The following is a 15,703-nucleotide window of genomic DNA, read 5'->3' on the forward strand; positions in this document are numbered from 1 at the left end:
GCTCAAGCACTTCCGCCGCGTCGCCACCCGATATGACAAACTCGCCGAGAACTTCCTCGCGATGGTCCAGCTCGCCTCAATGCGGCTGTGGCTGCGCGCTTATGAGTCTACGGCCTAGGTGCCGGTGCTGCAGCGCGAACTGGTCGCGGATCACCGCCTCGCGTTCGGCGTGGCTCCACGGCGCCAGCGCAAAGTCGGGCGCGCGCAACGCCCGGTAGAGGGCGTGGAGGAACGGGAAATCGTCACGGCACGCGGCGCGCAGCCCCACGTCGGCCGCGACCAGCCCAAGCGGCAAGACGGGCGGTTCCCGGCGCGGCGCGGGAAAGGACGGCAGCGGCGCGGCGACGGACTTCAGGATGGTTGCCTCCTTCGCGCCATGCAGTACCATACAGACGGTATCACGACAGCATCATGACGCGCGCCGCGCATGGGGAGCATAAAATCATGGATCTGCCGACGCCCGAAGATTTCGCGCCCTGGGTGGGCAAATCTGTACGTCTTGCGACAGTGCCTGCACCCGTGGAGATCACCTTGCTGCGCATCGATCGCAAGCCGCATCTGCGCAACGACTTTCGCGAGCCGTTCATCCTCATCTTCGAATCGCCCGAATCCGTGCTGCTGCTCGACGAGACCTATCCGATGGACTGCGGCCGGAACGGCCCGCACAACATCTTCATCAGCCAGCTACAGCCGAGGCCTGGTCATCCTCGGCTGTATCAGGCGGTCTTCAGTTAGGGGCGCGAGGGAAAGATCCCCTGCGTCGCGATGATCGTGTAGACGCCGAGATAGGGATTGAGGACATTGGTCGGCACGCTGTTCCCGGCGGAGCCGACGGTCACCGTGCCCTGCGGCGTGAACGCCCCGCCCGTGACGCTCAGTCCGCCGAGGTTTACCGGCGTTCCAGCAACGCTGGCGGGCGCATACAGCGTTATCGTGCTGCCATTGCCACTAGTATCATAGGTCGTCCCCAAACGGTCACCCGTCGAGGGCGAGACGGTCTGCTGCGTCGAGCCGCCCGATGGAACCTCCACCGCTTGCAGCGAGCCGCTCGCCGTGGTCGTGCCTTGCTGGCCGACGAAGGTCGCGGGATGCGTGTGCGCGGGCATGTTTGCAGGCAGGATCGTCACATTGGCGTTGCCGCCCCTCTCCCCCCAGGCGATCGGTTGGGAGCCGGGGGCGGTGCCGACGCCGAGCATCATCCGACCGCGCGTATCGGGGAGGCCGAACGTCTGGATGCCGTCGCCGCCGAACGTTGTCCCAAGCAGCGAAAACAGCGCCGAATTTTGCGAGATTGCCATCAGCGAGCCTTGCGCGAGCGCCCAGCCGATCGGCGCGAAGTTGAAGCCGACCTGCATGATCTGGCCCATGAATGGATCTGCCATCGTGATATCCCCTCTGTACGACTGGCAGCTAAGATGATTCCGCGCCGGACTCGCCACCCCCCATCCGACTCGTAAAGCTTTCACCAGCCGTACTAGACGGCAAGACGCCTATCCCACGCTTACTGTTCCTTGGCGACCCTTTCTATCAGACATCGGTTTTGAATATTTGCATTGACTGATAGAGCTCGGCAATACCGAGTCGCTTCCACCCTTACTATAATACAAGCTATAGATATCGAAGAATCTATCCATATTGCATGGTTTACCAAGCTGATTTTTTAGCTTTTTTACATTTGCTTGATGCGCTATGCGCGTTTCATCGCAGAACAGTAACGATCGATATCGATACTAATCTGGATCAGTTTTACCCAAATACTGTATAAGGCTTCCTCGACGCGTTTGTAGTGGCGTCGTCCATGGTCGAAGCATGACTTCGGTAATGCGTAGGCGTCGAGCGTCCTGATCCTGTCTGCACGAGCGGCGACGCAGGATCTTGGCGCGAAGGCGGTTCGGTACGGACGCGCAAGACGGCGCAGTTCGGGAAGGGGGAGGCGATCGACGGACGATCCGTCGGCGTCGTGCGGAGGGGCGGGACATGAAGATTGCGGCGCGCGTGCGGGGGCGTTGGCCAGTGTCGACGATGTTCGTTCGCGCGCTGCGGGGTCGCGCTCATGCCCGCATCGGTGAAGCCGACATCGATGACGCGGGGATCGCCGGGACACCACGCTACCCCCGTCGCGCGCGGTTATCGGCGACAGCGTTCGCCATCGCCGCGATCGCGGCCGCGGCCGGACTCGGCGCGACGCCGGCAAGCGCATCGACCGGCTGCACCGCGGTCAACACCGGTACGCTCACCCATACGGCGAACCTGTCCGACGCGACGTTTCAGGTCGTCAAACGCGCCGTCAGTGCGGGCCTGACGGTAGAGCAGTTCACTGCGGGCGACGTGATCCATTACAGCTACACGATTTCCAATCCCAATGGCGGCGTCCATGCCTATTACCGGCCGACCAATGCCGCGGGCGGCAATGCGAGCTCTTTTGCGTTCGTTGGCACGAGTACGAACGTCTCCACCGCCGGCGATGTCACGACCAGCGGATCGGGATCGGTCACGCTCCCGGCCAATGTCACCGATGTCTTCTTGTACAGTACCCAGCAGAATGCGGGCACGACCGCGACGGTCAACTGGACGGTATCGTGCACCCCGTTCAGCACGGCTCCGACGGTCACCGCGCTCAGCCCGACCGGCGGCCCCGTCGGCGGCGGCACGGCGGTAACGCTCAGCGGCACGGGTTTCACCGGCACCACCGCGGTCAGCTTCGGTGCGGTCGCCGCGACCGGTTTCACCGTCAACAGCGCGACGTCGATCACTGCGACCGCCCCGGCGGCGGCGGCGGCGGGTGTCGTCAACGTCACCGCGACCAGCGGCGGGGGCACAAGCGCTACCGCGGTCGGCAATCAGTTCACCTATGCCGCGCCGACCGTGACCGGTGTCAGTCCGGGCGCGCTGGTCGCGGGCGCGTCGGGGTCGATCACGATCACGGGGACCAACTTCGTGCCTGGCAGTACTAGCGTCACCGTCGGCGGCACGCCCGCGACGGGCGTCAGCTGTGCGTCCGCGACGAGCTGTACCGCCACCGCTCCCGCCCGCAGCGCGGGGGTCTACGACGTGGTGGTGACGACGGGCAGCGTCGCGTCTGCCACCTCGGCGGCCGACCAGCTCGTCTATGTGTCGGCACCGAGCGTCGCGGCCGCGTTCAGCCCGGGCTCGATTACGACCGCGCAGACCGCGACGCTGACCGTGACGCTGACCAACAACAATGTCGGCACCGCACTGACCGGCGTGGCGCTCGCCACGTCGACATTGCCCGCGGGATTGACCCTTTCGGGCAGCGGAACCACCTGTTCGGGCACTTTGAGCGCGACGAGCACGGCGTTCGCGCTGTCGGGCACCGGTCTCGCCGCAGGTGCGAGCTGCACCGTGACGGGGACGGTTACCCCGTCTGGAGGCGCCGCGAGCTACCCCCTGACCACCGGCGCCATCTCCGCCACCGGCCCGACCGCGCTGAGCGGCACCACCGCAAGCGCGACGCTGACCGTCACCCCCACTCCGCTCTCGACCACGCAAGCCGCTGCGACGGTGACGGGCACGGTGGGCACCGCGCTGGCCGCCGTCACGCCGGTCACCGCAAGCGGCGGCACCACGCCCTACAGCTTTGCCCTGTCGGGCGGGACGCTGCCGACCGGGCTTTCCTTCAGCACGACCACAGGCCAGCTAGCCGGCACGCCAAGCACCGCGCTGGCCACAACGACATTCACCGTCACCGCCACCGACGCCGCCACGCCGACCGCACAGACATCGGCGAAGACATTCCAGCTGACCATCGCGCAGGCCACCCAGACGATCAGCTTCGCAGCGCTCGCCAACGCGTCACTCTCGGCCTCGCCGCTGACCCTCGCGGCGACCGCTTCGTCGGGGCTTGCGGTCGCGTTCAGTTCGGCGACCATCGGGGTCTGCACCGTTGCCGGCAGCAGCGTCACGCTGCTCGCCACCGGTACCTGCACGATTAACGCCGACCAAGCGGGCAACGCCGACATCGCCACAGCCGCGCAGGTCCAGCGTAGTTTCACCGTCACCCCGGCGAGCCTGACCGTGACCCCCGGGGCCGTCTCCGGCGCCAGCGTCGGCGCCAGCTACAGCCAGGCCAACCCTGCCGCGGGCGGCACAGCGCCGTACAGCTATACGCTGGCGAGCGGCGCGCTACCCGCGGGCACGACGCTCGGCGCGAGCACGGGCACGGTCACCGGCGTGCCCACCACCGCCGGCGCGTTCAGCTATGCGATCCAGGCGAGTGACAGCCAGGGCGTCCCCGCGACCGCGACCGGCGCGACGGTATCCGGAACCATCGCGCAAGCCACCCAGACGATCAGCTTTGCAGCGCTCGCCAACGCGTCGCTCTCGGCCTCGCCGCTGACGCTCGCCGCGACCGCTTCGTCCGGGCTTGCGGTCGCGTTCAGCTCAACGACCACGGGCGTCTGCACCGTTGCCGGCAGCAGCGTAACGCTGCTCACCACCGGCACCTGCACGATCACGGCCGACCAGCCGGGCAACGCGAACGTGGCCGCCGCCACGCAGGTCCAGCGCAGCTTCACCGTCACCCCGGCGAGCCTGACGGTCACCCCCGGGGCCGTCTCCGGCGCAAGCGTCGGCGCCAGCTACAGCCAGGCCAACCCTGCCGCCGGCGGCACAGCGCCGTATAGCTACACGCTGGCGAGGGGCGCACTACCCGCGGGCACGACGCTCGGCGCGAGCACGGGTACGGTCACCGGCGTTCCCACCAATGCGGGCGCGTTCAGCTATGCGATCCAGGCGACCGACAGCCAAGGGGTGCCCGCGACCGCGACCGGCGCGACGGTATCCGGAACCATCGCACAGGCGACCCAGACGATCAGCTTCGCAGCGCTCGCCAACGCGTCGCTGTCAGCCTCGCCGCTGACCCTCGCGGCGACCGCCTCATCGGGACTGGTGGTCACGTTCAGCTCAACGACCACGGGCGTCTGCACCGTTGCCGGCAGCAGCGTAACGCTGCTCACCACCGGCACCTGCACGATCACTGCCGACCAGCCCGGCAACGCGAATGTGGCCGCCGCAACGCAGGTCCAGCGCAGCTTCACTGTCACCCCGGCGAGCCTGACAATCACCCCCGGGGCCGTCTCCGGCGCGAGCGTCGGCGCCAGCTACAGCCAGGCCAACCCTGCCGCAGGCGGCACAGCGCCGTATAGCTACACGCTGGCGAGCGGCGCGCTGCCCGCGGGCACGACGCTCGGCGCGAGCACGGGCACGGTCACCGGCGTGCCCACCACCGCGGGCGCGTTCAGCTATGCGATCCAGGCGACCGACAGCCAAGGGGTGCCAGCGACCGCGACCGGCGCGACGGTATCCGGAACCATCGCACAGGCGACCCAGACGATCAGCTTCGCAGCGCTCGCCAACGCGTCGCTGTCAGCCTCGCCGCTGACCCTCGCGGCGACCGCCTCATCGGGACTGGTGGTCACGTTCAGCTCAACGACCACGGGCGTCTGCACCGTTGCCGGCAGCAGCGTAACGCTGCTCACCACCGGCACCTGCACGATCACTGCCGACCAGCCCGGCAACGCGAATGTGGCCGCCGCAACGCAGGTCCAGCGCAGCTTCACTGTCACCCCGGCGAGCCTGACAATCACCCCCGGGGCCGTCTCCGGCGCGAGCGTCGGCGCCAGCTACAGCCAGGCCAACCCTGCCGCGGGCGGCACAGCGCCGTATAGCTACACGCTGGCGAGCGGCGCGCTGCCCGCGGGCACGACGCTCGGCGCGAGCACGGGCACGGTCACCGGCATGCCCACCACCGCAGGCGCGTTCAGCTACGCGATCCAGGCGACCGACAGCCAAGGGGTGCCAGCGACCGCGACCGGCGCGACGGTATCCGGAACCATCGCGCAAACCACCCAGACGATCAGCTTTGCCGCGCTCGCCAACGCGTCGTTGTCGGCCTCGTCGCTGACCCTCGCGGCGACCGCCTCATCGGGACTGGTGGTCACGTTCAGCTCAACGACTACGGGCGTCTGCACGGTTGCCGGCAGCAGCGTCACGCTGCTCACCACCGGCACCTGCACGATCACCGCCGACCAGCCCGGCGATGCGAACGTGGCCGCCGCCCCGCAGGTCCAGCGCAGCTTCACCATCACCCCGGCGAGCCTGACGGTCACCCCCGGGGCGGTCTCCGGCGCGAGCGTCGGCGGCAGCTACAGCCAGGCCAACCCTGCCGCAGGCGGCACAGCGCCGTATAGCTACACGCTGGCGAGCGGCGCGCTGCCCGCGGGCACGACGCTCGGGGCGAGCACGGGCACGGTCACCGGCGTTCCCACCACTGCGGGCGCGTTCAGCTATGCGATCCAGGCAACCGACAGCCAAGGGGTGCCCGCGACCGCGACCGGCGCGACGGTATCCGGAACCATCGCGCAGGCGTCCCAGACGATCAGCTTCGCAGCGATCGCCAACGCGTCGCTCTCGGCCTCGCCGCTGACCCTCGCGGCGACCGCCTCATCGGGACTGGTGGTCACGTTCAGCTCAACGACCACGGGCGTCTGCACCGTTGCCGGCAGCAGCGTAACGCTGCTCACCACCGGTACCTGCACGATCACGGCCGACCAGCCCGGCAACGCGAACGTGGCCGCCGCCACGCAGGTCCAGCGCAGCTTCACCGTCACCCCGGCGAGCCTGACGGTCACCCCCGGCGCCGTCTCCGGCGCAAGCGTCGGCGGCAGCTACAGCCAAGCCAACCCTGCCGCCGGCGGCACAGCGCCGTATAGCTACACGCTGGCCGCAGGCGCGCTGCCCGCGGGCACGACGCTCGGCGCGAGCACGGGTACGGTCACCGGCGTGCCCACCACTGCGGGCGCGTTCAGCTACGCGATCCAGGCGACCGACAGCCAAGGGGTGCCAGCGACCGCGACCAGCGCGACGGTATCCGGAACCATCGCACAGGCGACCCAGACGATCAGCTTCGCAGCGCTCGCCAACGCGTCGCTGTCAGCCTCGCCGCTGACGCTTGCGGCGACCGCTTCGTCGGGGCTGGTCGTTACATTCAGCTCCACGACCACCGGGGTCTGCACTGTTGCCGGCAGCAGCGTCACGCTGCTCACCCCCGGTACCTGCACGATCACTGCCGACCAGCCCGGCAACGCGAACGTGGCCGCCGCCACGCAGGTCCAGCGCAGCTTCACCGTCACCCCGGCGAGCCTGACAATCACCCCCGGGGCCGTCTCCGGCGCAAGCGTCGGCGGCAGCTACAGCCAGGCCAACCCTGCCGCGGGCGGCACAGCGCCGTATAGCTACACGCTGGCGAGCGGCGCGCTGCCTGCGGGCACGACGCTCGGCGCGAGCACGGGTACGGTCACCGGCGTGCCCACCACCGCAGGCGCGTTCAGCTATGCGATCCAGGCGACCGACAGCCAGGGCGTCCCCGCGACCGCGACCGGCGCGACGGTATCCGGAACCATCGCACAGGCGACCCAGACGATCAGCTTTGCAGCGCTCGCCAACGCGTCGCTCTCAGCCTCGCCACTGACGCTTGCGGCGACCGCTTCGTCGGGACTGGCGGTCGCGTTCAGCTCAACGACTACGGGCGTCTGCACCGTTGCCGGCAGCAGCGTCACGCTGCTCACCACCGGTACCTGCACGATCACTGCCGACCAGCCGGGCAACGCGAACGTGGCTGCCGCCACGCAGGTCCAGCGCAGCTTCACTGTCACCCCGGCGAGCCTGACGGTCACCCCCGGGGCGGTCTCCGGCGCCAGCGTCGGCGCCAGCTACAGCCAAGCCAACCCTGCCGCGGGCGGCACAGCGCCGTATAGCTACACGCTGGCGAGCGGCGCTCTACCCGCGGGCACGACGCTCGGCGCGAGCACCGGTATGGTCACCGGCATGCCCACCACCGCAGGCGCGTTCAGCTACGCGATCCAGGCGACCGACAGCCAAGGGGTGCCAGCGACGGCGACCGGCGCGACGGTATCCGGAACCATCGCACAGGCGACCCAGACGATCAGCTTCGCAGCGCTCGCCAACGCGTCGCTGTCGGCCTCGCCGCTGACCCTCGCGGCGACCGCCTCGTCGGGACTGGTGGTCACGTTCAGCTCAACCACCACGGGCGTCTGCACCGTTGTCGGCAGCAGCGTCACGCTGCTCACCACCGGTACCTGCACGATCACTGCCGACCAGCCCGGCAACGCGAACGTGGCCGCCGCAACGCAGGTCCAGCGCAGCTTCACCGTCACCCCGGCGAGCCTGACGGTCACCCCCGGCGCCGTCTCCGGCGCGAGCGTCGGCGGCAGCTACAGCCAAGCCAACCCTGCCGCCGGCGGCACAGCGCCGTATAGCTACACGCTGGCGAGCGGCGCGCTACCCGCGGGCACGACGCTCGGGGCGAGCACGGGCACGGTCACCGGCGCGCCCACCACCGCCAGCGCTTTCAGCTATGCGATCCAGGCGAGTGACAGCCAGGGCGTCCCCGCGACCGCGATCAGCGCGACGGTATCCGGAACCATCGCACAGGCGACCCAGACGATCAGCTTCGCAGCGCTCGCCAACGCGTCGCTGTCAGCCTCGCCGCTGACGCTTGCGGCGACCGCTTCGTCGGGGCTTGCGGTCACGTTCAGCTCAACCACCACGGGCGTCTGCACGGTTGCCGGCAGCAGCGTCACGCTGCTCACCCCCGGCACCTGCACGATCACTGCCGACCAGCCGGGCAACGCGAACGTGGCCGCCGCCACGCAGGTCCAGCGCAGCTTCACCGTCAACCCGGCGAGCCTGACGATCACCCCCGGGGCCGTCTCCGGCGCAAGCGTCGGCGCCAGCTACAGCCAGGCCAACCCTGCCGCCGGCGGCACAGCGCCGTATAGCTACACGCTGGCCGCAGGCGCGCTGCCCGCGGGCACCACGCTCGGGGCGAGCACGGGTACGGTCACCGGCATGCCCACGACCGCGGGCGCGTTCAGCTATGCGATCCAGGCAACCGACAGCCAGGGCGTCCACGCGACCGCGACCAGCGCGACGGTATCCGGAACCATTGCACAGGCGACCCAGACGATCAGCTTTGCAGCGCTCGCCAACGCGTCGCTGTCGGCCTCGCCGCTGACCCTCGCGGCGACCGCCTCATCGGGACTGGTGGTCACGTTCAGCTCAACGACTACGGGCGTCTGCACCGTTGTCGGCAGCAGCATCACGCTGCTCACCCCCGGTACCTGCACGATCACTGCCGACCAGCCCGGCAACGCCGACATCGCCGCTGCCGCGCAGGTCCAGCGCAGCTTCACCGTCACCCCGGCGAGCCTGACGGTCACCCCCGGGGCCGTCTCGGGCGCGAGCGTCGGCGCCAGCTACAGCCAGGCCAACCCTGCCGCCGGCGGCACAGCGCCGTACAGCTACACGCTGGCGAGCGGCGCGCTGCCCGCGGGCACGACGCTCGGCGCGAGCACGGGCACGGTCACTGGCGTTCCCACCACTGCGGGCGCGTTCAGCTATGCGATCCAGGCGACCGACAGCCAAGGGGTGCCCGCGACCGCGACCGGCGCGACGGTATCCGGAACCATCGCGCAAGCCACCCAGACGATCAGCTTTGCAGCGCTCGCCAACGCGTCGCTCTCGGCCTCGCCGCTGACGCTCGCCGCGACCGCTTCGTCGGGGCTTGCGGTCGCGTTCAGTTCGGCGACCACCGGCGTCTGCACCGTTGCCGGCAGCAGCGTCACGCTGCTCACCACCGGTACCTGCACGATCACTGCCGACCAGCCCGGCAACGCGAACGTGGCCGCCGCAACGCAGGTCCAGCGCAGCTTCACTGTCACCCCGGCGAGCCTGACGGTCACCCCCGGGGCGGTCTCCGGCGCCAGCGTCGGCGCCAGCTACAGCCAGGCCAACCCTGCCGCAGGCGGCACAGCGCCGTATAGCTACATGCTGGCGAGCGGCGCGCTGCCCGCGGGCACGACGCTCGGCGCGAGCACGGGCACGGTCACCGGCGTGCCCACCACCGCAGGCGCGTTCAGCTACGCGATCCAGGCGACCGACAGCCAAGGGGTGCCAGCGACGGCGACCGGCGCGACGGTATCCGGAACCATCGGGCAAGCCACCCAGACGATCAGCTTTACGGCACTTTCGAACGCGTCGCTGTCGGCCTCGCCGCTGACGCTCGCCGCGACCGCTTCGTCGGGGCTTGCGGTCGCGTTCAGTTCGGCGACCACGGGCGTCTGCACGGTTGCCGGCAGCAGCGTCACGCTGCTCACCACCGGCACCTGCACGATCACTGCCGACCAGCCGGGCAACGCGAACGTGGCCGCCGCCACGCAGGTCCAGCGTAGTTTCACCGTCACCCCGGCGAGCCTGACAATCACCCCCGGGGCGGTCTCAGGCGCAAGCGTCGGCGCCAGCTACAGCCAGGCCAACCCTGCCGCGGGCGGCACAGCGCCGTACAGCTATACGCTGGCGAGCGGCGCGCTACCCGCGGGCACGACGCTCGGCGCGAGCACGGGCACGGTCACCGGCGTGCCCACCACCGCAGGCGCGTTCAGCTATGCGATCCAGGCAACCGACAGCCAGGGCGTCCCCGCGACCGCGATCAGCGCGACGGTATCCGGAACCATCGCACAGGCCACCCAGACGATCAGCTTTGCAGCGCTCGCCAACGCGTCGCTATCAGCCTCGCCACTGACGCTTGCGGCGACCGCTTCGTCGGGGCTTGCGGTCGCGTTCAGTTCGGCGACCACGGGCGTCTGCACGGTTGCCGGCAGCAGCGTCACGCTGCTCACCACCGGCACCTGCACGATCACTGCCGACCAGCCGGGCAACGCGAACGTGGCCGCCGCCACGCAGGTCCAGCGTAGTTTCACCGTCACCCCGGCGAGCCTGACAATCACCCCCGGGGCGGTCTCCGGCGCAAGCGTCGGCGCCAGCTACAGCCAGGCCAACCCTGCCGCGGGCGGCACAGCGCCGTACAGCTATACGCTGGCGAGCGGCGCGCTACCCGCGGGCACGACGCTCGGCGCGAGCACGGGCACGGTCACCGGCGTGCCCACCACCGCAGGCGCGTTCAGCTATGCGATCCAGGCAACCGACAGCCAAGGGGTGCCAGCGACCGCGACCGGCGCGACGGTATCCGGAACCATCGCGCAAACTACCCAGACGATCAGCTTTGCAGCGCTCGCCAACGCATCGCTCTCGGCCTCGCCACTGACGCTTGCGGCGACCGCTTCGTCGGGGCTGGTCGTTACGTTCAGCTCAACGACCACCGGGGTCTGCACGGTTGCCGGCAGCAGCGTCACGCTGCTCACCCCCGGCACCTGCACGATCACTGCCGACCAGCCCGGCAACGCGAACGTGGCCGCTGCCGCGCAGGTCCAGCGCAGCTTCACCGTCACCCCGGCGAGCCTGACGGTCACCCCCGGGGCCGTCTCCGGCGCGAGCGTCGGCGCCAGCTACAGCCAGGCCAACCCTGCCGCGGGCGGCACAGCGCCGTACAGCTTTACGCTGGCGAGCGGCGCGCTGCCCGCGGGCACGACGCTCGGCGCGAGCACGGGTACGGTCACCGGCGTTCCCACCACTGCGGGCGCGTTCAGCTATGCGATCCAGGCGACCGACAGCCAAGGGGTGCCCGCGACCGCGACCGGCGCGACGGTATCCGGAACCATCGATCAGGCGACCCAGACGATCAGCTTTGCAGCGCTCGCCGACGCGTCGCTGTCGGCCTCGCCGCTGACGCTTGCTGCGACCGCCTCGTCGGGTCTGGTGGTCGCGTTCAGTTCGGCGACCATCGGGGTCTGCACTGTTGCCGGCAGCAGCGTCACGCTGCTCACCAGCGGGACCTGCACGATCACGGCCGACCAGCCGGGCGACGCCGACGTGGCCCCCGCTCCGCAGGCCCAGCGAACTTTCACCGTCAGTGCCAGCGCGCCGGTTGTCGCCGATCGCAACGGGGTGACGATTGGGTATGACAGTACCGGGACTCCGATCGATCTGGCGACCTCGGTGTCGGGCACTTTCTCCAGCCTGTCGATTGCCAGCCCGCCGACGCACGGCACGGCGTCCCTCGCCGGCACCGTCATTACCTATACGCCCACGACCGGTTATTTCGGACCCGACAGTTTTACCGTGACCGCAACGGGCCCCGGTGGCACGTCACCAACGGGCACCGTGCGCTTGACGATAGCAACTCCGGCGCCGCCGATAACGACGCCGCTAGCGCAGACGGTTCCGGTGACCAAGACGGTCGACGCACAAGGTGCCGAGATCAACCTATCGGATCATGTGACCGGCATGTTCTCGACGATCGAGATATCGCAGGCCCCGCAAAACGGCACGATTCTCCTGACCTCCAGTCCAGCGCTGTCGCCACGGCGATCCACACTCGCAGCGGCGACTGTTCAGGCGGTCGCGGCGCCGATCATCGCCGTCTACACGCCGCGCCTCGGATATGTCGGTACGGACTTGTTCCAGTTCGTGGCGGTAGGCCCCGGCGGGCGCTCGGCGCCGGGGACGGTGTCGCTGACGATCATTGGCACCCGCCCAACGGCGCGCCCGAAGCAAGCCGCCGTCGGTGATGGTCAAACCGTCCTCGTAGATCTGACCGGCGACGCGACGGAAGGTCCCTTTACCGGCGCAGCGCTCGCGTCGGTGTCGCCAGCCGAGGCAGCCTCGATAGCGGTGATCGAGGCGGGGCCTGTCGGCAATCGCACCTATCAGCTGAGCATCACGCCAAAGCCCCGCTTTGGCGGCACGATCGCCATCGGGTACACGCTGACCAATGTTTCCGGCACCTCGGACGCAGCGATCGTCACGGTGACGGTCACCGCCCGCCCCGATCCTTCGGCCGACCCGACGGTCCGCGCGATCAGCGACGCACAATCCGAAACGACCCGTCGCTTTGCACAGGCGCAGATCGGCAACTTCATGCGCCGCAACGAGCAACTGCACAGTCCAGCATCCGGACGCGGCGATCCGCTCGGCTTCAGGTTTACGTCGCGCGATGGCCGGCGCGGGGCGTTCGGCAACCGCTTCGACCAGAACGATCTCGATGTGCTCGATCGGTTCAGCGGCGGCAATGCCAGCAGAAGCGCCGAAATTGGCGGCTTCTCGACCTTCGGCGAACAAGGCGGCGGTAGCTGGGGCAACGAGAGCATCGGCGGGGGCGGTCGACAGGGGCTGACGAACGGGGCACCGGGCATTGGTGCCGGCGGCGTCCGGTCGAATGCGGCGCCTGCGTTCGGCGCGGCTGCCGATGGAGCGAACGGCCGCCCCGTCGGTGGGCTCGCCTTGTGGACCGGCGGCGCCCTCGAGATCGGCACGCTCGACGCAACGACGCGCCGCAGCAAGATCACGGCGTCGACGGCGGGCCTGAGCGGCGGCGTCGATATGCGGATCGGCGACACCCTAACGCTCGGCATCGGCGGAGGCTATGGCGCCGATCTGAGTGAGATCAACGGCGCGGCCGGACGTGTCCGCTCGGATACCAGCGCAGTAGCCGCCTATGGCAGCGCGCTCCCTGTCCCGGGCGTCTTCGTTGACGGTGTCTTTGGATATGGCGGGCTGAAGTTCTCGACACGCCGCGCGGTGGGCAACGGGTTTGCGACCGCTGAGCGCGACGGATCGATGTGGTTCGGCGCACTTTCCGCGGGGATCGATCGCGACTCCGGCACGCTGCAATGGTCGGTCTATGGCAATCTCCAATGGCTCGATGCCAAACTCGGCAGCTATGTCGAGGTTGGCGCCGGCCGCCTGAATTTGCGCTTTGACGAACGTCGGGTCACTTCGCTGTCCAGCGTCCTGGGCGGGCGGATCGGGATCGTGCGGAAACTGTCATTCGGATCGGTAGCGCCGCACGTCAGGGGCGAATGGCAGCATGAGTTCAATGGCGGCTCGGTCCAGCGGCTCGACTATGCCGATATCCCCGACGCATCGCAGTATGGCATTTCGACCATCGGGTGGCGGCGCGATGTCTTCACCCTCTCGCTCGGCAGCAGGTGGATGCTGCCACGCGATTGGGGCTTCGACCTCGAACTCGGTGTCCGCGCTGGATCCGGCCAGACTTCGGGACAGTTGAGGGGACAGATTACGAAGAAATTCTAGGGTTGCTTCACGGCGTGGCTTTACGGCGGGTAACGGCGAAGCTGCACCGACCGCCATCCCAAAAATGGTGGCTGTCGGTTAGACGGCGTCCACCAACGATGTGTCGACGGAACTCCACCGCTACAGACGGCGCTCCCGCGCAGGGGCAATGCGGGTTCAACATCGTGGCGGTCCGGCCAACAACGCTTCGCGCTGTAGTGCGGGATGAAGCTCGCGAATCGCCAGCGCCACGTCGGGTGATGGCCGACATCGGTCGCTTTACCACCACCAAACAATGGTATGATGACGAGGCCGACCGTTCCACCGCGCGCCTGCGATCACCTCCTAAGACAAGGAGGCGGGCAAGGTCCTGAATCAAGAACCGCGTGTGTGGATCTCGAGGATCAGCGACGAGGGCGGCGCGGGTAGCTGGGTCGTGGCGATGATGAAGCAGCTCGACAACCCCGGTGCAACCGAGCCGACGCCCAACGTTGGTTCGCGTGGGCTTGGTGTTCGCGACCTGCTCGCTCCAAGTGACCGTGATCCGCAGAAATGTCCGTCAACCCCGTGAGACGCCGACGATCTGGTCCGCAGCGCTCAGGCGCTGCCGCCAGTTTCGCCGGAGATTGCAGCCGTCGCCTCGACCTGGTCAGAGCATTTTCACGCGACCCTACTCGTCTTTCGTGTGGCGCCACGCTTCTTGGTTGACCGACGGAAACGACACCATAACCGCTACGCCGCGCGCCCCGTCAGATCCACCCCACCAAAATGCGCGCGCGCTGCATCGATGAAGGCCCGTACATTGACCGAAGCACGCCGGTTGGCTTGATAGACCAAGTGGACCGGAACGGGCGGCGGCGCAGCCTCGTCGAGCACAGTGACCAGGCGGCCCGAGGCGACGGCATCGAGCGCCTGATAGGACAGCACGCGCGCGATCCCGAGGCCATCGGCAGCGGCGGCGAGCGCCGCGTCAGCGGTATTGACGGTCAACCTGGGTTCGATCCGGATCGCTGGCTTGCCGGTCACGCCGAAGCGCCATTCGTGCGCGCGATCGATCTCGGTGAACGAGATCAACGCGTGATCGTGCAGCGCGGGCACGTTCGCGGGCGTTCCGCGCGCGGCCAGATAGCCAGGACTGGCGACGAGCACGCGTCGCACTTCCGCGACCTTGAGGGCATGAAGCGAACTGTCCGCCAGATCGCCGATCCGCACCGCGACATCGATCCCTTCGTCGACCAGCCGAACGACGCGATCGATCAAGGTGAGCTCGACCGTCAGACGTGGATGATCGCGCAGCAAGCTGGTGGCGATCGGCAGGATATGGAGACGCCCGAACGTGACCGGCGCTGTGACGACAAGATTGCCCCCCGGCAACGCGCCTGTGCCGCGCAATGCCAGCGCCGCATCGTCGAGTTCGGTCAGCGCGGAACGGCAGCGCTCGAGATAGATCGCACCCTCTTCGGTCAGTCGCACCGATCGCGTCGTTCGCCGCAATAGCGCCGTTCCGAGCGCCATTTCGAGCCCGGCCACAGCGCGACTTGCCGCTGTCGGCGAGACACGCAGTCGGCGTGCAGCCTCCGCAAAACTCGCATGCTCGGCCACAGCGACGAAAGTCCGCAGCATTTCGAGCTGATCCATGATTATCCCGATTTGCGCATGAGTGAAGTGTCGAACAAACGGATTATCACAATAT

Annotated in this window: 6 protein-coding genes and 1 pseudogene; 4 read left to right on the forward strand and 3 right to left on the reverse strand. The window is 68.6% G+C overall.

Annotated elements, in window-relative coordinates; all coding sequences use genetic code 11:
* Nucleotides 1-118, forward strand: a pseudogene (locus tag U1872_RS20085) (IS5/IS1182 family transposase); the annotation flags it as partial.
* On the opposite strand, the gene U1872_RS20090 reads toward U1872_RS20085, so the two are convergent.
* Nucleotides 77-388 (reverse strand): hypothetical protein, encoded by a 312-nt coding sequence (locus U1872_RS20090; protein WP_332794698.1) that lies wholly within the window; start codon nt 386-388, stop codon nt 77-79. The pseudogene U1872_RS20085 and the gene U1872_RS20090 overlap by 42 nt on opposite strands.
* 23 nt (nt 389-411) lie before the next feature.
* On the opposite strand from U1872_RS20090, the gene U1872_RS20095 reads away from it, so the two are divergent.
* On the forward strand, nt 412-735 hold the full coding sequence (locus U1872_RS20095; RefSeq protein WP_332794699.1) for a DUF6916 family protein: 324 nt from the start codon (nt 412-414) through the stop codon (nt 733-735).
* On the opposite strand, the gene U1872_RS20100 is transcribed toward U1872_RS20095, so the two are convergent.
* A complete protein-coding gene (locus U1872_RS20100) occupies nt 732-1,382 on the reverse strand; it encodes a phage tail protein (RefSeq protein WP_332794700.1) in 651 nt (216 codons plus the stop codon). The two genes, U1872_RS20095 and U1872_RS20100, sit on opposite strands and share 4 nt — an antisense overlap.
* A gap of 595 nt (nt 1,383-1,977) precedes the next feature.
* On the opposite strand from U1872_RS20100, the gene U1872_RS20105 reads away from it, so the two are divergent.
* Entirely contained in the window at nt 1,978-14,031 is a 12,054-nt protein-coding gene (locus tag U1872_RS20105; RefSeq protein ID WP_332794701.1) for a putative Ig domain-containing protein, read from the forward strand.
* 367 nt (nt 14,032-14,398) lie between these two features.
* Nucleotides 14,399-14,581: a DUF5695 domain-containing protein gene (locus U1872_RS20110; RefSeq protein WP_332794702.1), complete on the forward strand. Its 183-nt coding sequence runs from the start codon at nt 14,399-14,401 to the stop codon at nt 14,579-14,581.
* A 161-nt stretch (nt 14,582-14,742) separates the two neighbouring features.
* Here U1872_RS20110 and U1872_RS20115 read toward each other — a convergent pair whose 3' ends face one another.
* Nucleotides 14,743-15,648, reverse strand: coding sequence for a LysR family transcriptional regulator (locus U1872_RS20115; RefSeq protein WP_332794703.1), 906 nt, complete (start codon nt 15,646-15,648; stop codon nt 14,743-14,745).
* Nucleotides 15,649-15,703 lie beyond the last annotated feature (55 nt).

It is taken from the genome of Parasphingomonas frigoris, assembly GCF_036663815.1.
GTDB lineage: Bacteria > Pseudomonadota > Alphaproteobacteria > Sphingomonadales > Sphingomonadaceae > Sphingomonas.

Coding starts and splice junctions, on each gene's coding strand:
- U1872_RS20100 (WP_332794700.1), bottom strand. CDS start 1,382: ATGGCAGATCCATTCATGGGCCAGATCATGCAGGTCGGCTTCAACTTC.
- U1872_RS20105 (WP_332794701.1), top strand. CDS start 1,978: ATGAAGATTGCGGCGCGCGTGCGGGGGCGTTGGCCAGTGTCGACGATG.
- U1872_RS20090 (WP_332794698.1), bottom strand. CDS start 388: ATGGTACTGCATGGCGCGAAGGAGGCAACCATCCTGAAGTCCGTCGCC.
- U1872_RS20115 (WP_332794703.1), bottom strand. CDS start 15,648: ATGGATCAGCTCGAAATGCTGCGGACTTTCGTCGCTGTGGCCGAGCAT.
- U1872_RS20095 (WP_332794699.1), top strand. CDS start 412: ATGACGCGCGCCGCGCATGGGGAGCATAAAATCATGGATCTGCCGACG.